At 65.4% G+C, this 4,177-nt stretch carries 3 protein-coding genes; all 3 read right to left on the minus strand.

Features of this window, described 5'->3' with window-relative positions; translation table 11 throughout:
- Positions 1 to 1,176, minus strand: a 1,176-nt coding sequence (locus tag VEG08_15925) for an acetyl-CoA C-acyltransferase (GenBank protein HXZ29483.1), incomplete at its 3' end; no start/stop codon positions are given.
- Between the two features lie 71 nt (positions 1,177 to 1,247).
- On the minus strand, positions 1,248 to 1,724 hold the full coding sequence (locus VEG08_15930; GenBank protein ID HXZ29484.1) for a hypothetical protein: 477 nt from the start codon (positions 1,722 to 1,724) through the stop codon (positions 1,248 to 1,250).
- Positions 1,725 to 1,948: 224 nt separating this feature from the next.
- Positions 1,949 to 4,177: 3-hydroxyacyl-CoA dehydrogenase NAD-binding domain-containing protein (locus tag VEG08_15935; protein HXZ29485.1), on the minus strand; the 2,229-nt coding region annotated here is incomplete at its 5' end.

Here is a 4,177-nt window from a genome sequence, read left to right on the forward strand (position 1 = left end):
TTGCAGATTCTCAAAGATCCCTGCCGCCCCCATGCCGCCGCCCACGCACATGGTGACCAGGCCGTAGCGCGCCTTGCGCCGCTTGAGTTCGCGGATGATGCCGGCGGTCAGCTTCGCCCCGGTGCAGCCCAGGGGATGCCCGAGCGCCACCGCCCCGCCGTTGGGGTTGACCTTCTCCGGGTCCAGCCCGGCTTCCTTGATCACCGCCAGCGACTGGGTGGCGAAAGCCTCGTTCAACTCGATCACGTCGATGTCGGCGAGCTTCAGCCCCGCCATCTTCAGCGCCTTGGGGATGGCGAAGACCGGGCCCAGGCCCATCTCCTCGGGCTTGTAGCCGGCGGTGGCGAAGGCGACGTAGCGGGCCAGCGGCTGGACGCCGAGCTGCTTGGCACGCTCCGCCGTCATGAGCACGGCCGCGGCCGCGCCGTCGGACATCTGCGAGGAGTTGCCGGCGGTGATGGTGCCCTTGGCGTGGAAGGCGGGTTTCAAGCTGCCCAGCGCCTCCAGCGAGGTGTCGGCGCGCGGGCCTTCATCGGTGTCGAAGGTGATCTCGATGCGCTTGGGCTTGGCGCCGTTGGGCGTGGTGAAGGAGACCGGCAGGGGCACGATCTCGTCCTTGAACTTCCCGGCCTGGATGGCGGCGGTGGCCTTCTGGTGGCTGCGCAGCGAGAACTCGTCGGCCATCTGGCGGGTGATGGAGTAACGCGCGGCCAGGCGCTCCGCGGTCAGGCCCATGGAGAGGTAGGCGTCGGGATAGTGGTCCACCAGCCAGGGATTGGCGCTGACCTTGTTGCCGCCCATGGGGATCATGGTCATGGATTCGACCCCGCCGCCCACGGCCACGTCGAAGGCGCCAGCCAGGATGCGCTCGGCGGCGATGGCGATGGCCTGCAGCCCGGAGGAGCAGAAGCGGTTGATGGTCATGGCCGAGCATTCCACCGGCAGCCCGGCGCGCAGGGAGGCGATGCGGGCCACGTTCATCCCCTGCTCGGCTTCGGGCATGGCGCAGCCCAGGATGACGTCGCCGATCTCTTTGGCGTCCACCTGGGGCACGCGCTCGAGCGCGCCCTTGATGGCCACCGCGGCCATGTCGTCGGGCCGGGTGGTGCGCAGCGTGCCTTTGAAGGCCTTGCCGACCGCGGTGCGGACGGCGCTTGCGATTACGACTTCACGCATAACAGCTCCTAGCTTCTAGCTCCTAGCCTTTAGCCTCTGTCGCCCCGGAAGGGGCTTCTTCCGCTCCCAACCTAGAAAGGAGGCGGTTGCTCCTGGGGATTGTTGAATGCTTTCATCTCCGTTCTGGTTGCCGGCGCCACGCACGGGAACAGCTTCTTGTTCTTGACCGGCTTGCCATTCAGTTCCTGAAACTTGATGGCAATGGCGACGTTCTCTTTCACCGTCTGACCGTTGACCTTCTTCTCGGCGACGTAGTAGTAGGCAGTCACGACGCTGTCCATGGGGACATCGGCCGGCGTCATGGCGCCCATCTTGCCGTCCACCGTCGGGACCTGGCACGCGCTGTCGAACACGAACGACATCTCCTCGGCTTTCCTGTCCTTGCCGTAGCGCAGGGTGAATCTGTCGCCGACGGCGGTCACCTTGCCGGTGAAAGTCGAGCCGTGGTACTGGGTCGGCCAGTAGCCGGCTTCGGCAACACCCTGCTGCGCCCAGGCGGCGCTCGCCAGGGCAAGCACCAGCACCACGGTCGCCGAAACTCGCGTCATCCCCACCATCCTCTGCCGTCCCTGCGGGACTCGCGTTTGTCCTTCGCTCCTCCCCGGCACTTACGTGCCGGGCTGGGTTCTGTCGCCCTTCGGGCTTCTGCTGGGCCGACGCGACGCTCACTCCTAACTGTTAGCTGCTAACTCCTAGCTCCGATGTCGCCGCAGCGCCGGCCTAAGTCTGCAATCTGAAATCTGCCATCTTCAATCCCCAATGACCCGATGACTCAATTCCGCAAGGGCTTGCCGGTCTTCAGCGTGTATTGAATCCTCTCCTGCGTCTTCTTTTCGCCGGCCAGCGACTTGAAGCCTTCGCGCTCCAGGTCGAGCAGGTATTGCTCGCTGACCGGGGTGCCGGGGGAGACGGCGCCGCCGCACAGCACCTCCGCCACCTTGTGCCCGATCTTGACCTCGTACTCGGTGATGAACTCCGCCTGTCTCATGAGATGGATCCCGAGCTTGAGCGTTGCCAGGATGTTCTCGCCGGGGGCGGGGACGTCGGTGCGCATGACCGGGGGGCGGTAGCCGGCGCGCACCATCTCCAGGGCGCGCTCCTTGGCGTCGGTGAGCAGGCGCTCGCGGTTCATCACGATGGTGTCACCCGGGGAGAGGAAGCCCAGGCCGCGCGCCTCGAAGGCGGAGGTCGAGACCTTGGCGGTGGCCACGGTCTCAAACGTCCGCTTCATGGCTTCCATCAGCTCCACCGACTCGCCGCGGCCGTCGGGACGGATGCTGGCGGCGCTGTCCACCGCGCGCAGGGTCATCTCCTTGCAGCCGCCGCCGCCGGGCAGCAGGCCCACGCCCACCTCCACCAGCCCCATGTAGAGCTCGGCGTGGGGCGTGCGCGCGGCGGCGTGCAGCGCAATCTCGCAGCCACCGCCGAGGGCCATCCCGAAGGGCGCAACCACCACCGGCTTGGACGAGAACTTGATGGCCTGGGTCATGCCCTGGAACTGGCGGACGGCGAGGTCCACCTCGTCCCACTCTTCTTCCTGCGCCCACATCAACAGCATCATGATGTTGGCGCCGACGGAGAAATTGTGCGCGTCGTTGGTGATGACGAACGCTTCGAAGTTGTCCCCTGGCCCGCCGGGCTTCAGCGTTTGCGAGATCAGCTGCACGATGTCGCCGCCAAGAGAATTGGCTTTGGAGTGAAATTCCAGACACGCGACCCCATCGCCCAGGTCAACCAGCGAGCAGCCGGCATTCTTTTTCACCGCTCCGCTGGCTTTCTTTGCCACCTCTACCGACCACACGCCGGGCGGCACCTGCACGGGACGGTCGCTATCGGTGCAAAGATCGAAATAAGCCCGGCCCGAGGGCGCAGAAGGCGCGTCCTCGTACCAAGATTTCTCGCCGGAGGCGAGCAGCTTCTCGACGTTGGCCGCCACCGGGCGGCCTTCCTTCTTCATGCGCGCCACCGTGGCTTCGACGCCGGCGGCGTCCCACAGCTCGAACGGCCCCAGCTCCCAGTTGAAGCCGAGGCGCATGGCGCGGTCGATTTCGACGATCGAATCCGAGATTTCAGGGACACGGTTGGCGGAATACGTCCACAGGTCCGCGAGCGCGGTCCAGAGGAAGGCCGCAGCTTTGTCTTTCTTGGGATCGCCGGCGAGCAGCATGCGCAGGCGCTCGCGCGTGTCCTCCACTTGCTTGGCCATTTCCAGCGCGGCGAATTTCGCCTTCTGCCGGGGGCGGTACTCGAGCGTCTTCCAGTCGAGGCCGAGCCGATCTTCCTTTCCTTCGTGCTTGATCTTCTTGTAGAAGCCGCCGTGGGTCTTGTCGCCGAGCCACTTGCGCTCCAGCATCTGGCGGACGAACGGCGGCGTTTCCAGTTCGGAGCGCTCATCGCGCACATTGCGCAGGAAATTCGCAACCACGCTGGCCAGGATGTCGAGCCCGACCAGGTCGATGGTGCGGAACGTGGCGGACTTGGGCCAGCCCACGGCCGAGCCGGTGAGCGCATCCACCTCTTCGATCGAAAAATCGAGTTCCTGCATCAGCCGAATCGCGTTCAGCACCGAAAACGTGCCGATGCGGTTGGCGATGAAGTTGGGTGTGTCCTTGGCATAGACCACACCTTTGCCCAGGCGCAGGTCGGCAAAATGAGCGATGGCGTCGATGGCGGCGCGGTCGCTTTCGGCCGTTGGGATGATCTCCAGCAGGCGCATGTAGCGCGGCGGATTGAAGAAGTGCGTGCCGAACCAGTTCCGGCGGAGATCCTCCGAGAATCCCTCGACGATCTTGGCCACCGGCAGGCCGCTGGTGTTGGTGGTCGTGATGGCGCCGGGACGGCGCGCCGCTTCTACCTTCTTCAGGAGGGAGCGCTTGATCTCGAGATTCTCGGCGACAACCTCGATGATCCAGTCGGCTTCGGCCACCCACCCCAGGTTGTCCTCGAAGTTGCCGATGGTGACCAGGCGCGCCAGCGACGGCTCAAAGAACGCCGCAGGCTT

Source organism: Terriglobales bacterium (assembly GCA_035624475.1).
Lineage (GTDB): Bacteria > Acidobacteriota > Terriglobia > Terriglobales > Acidobacteriaceae > DASPRL01.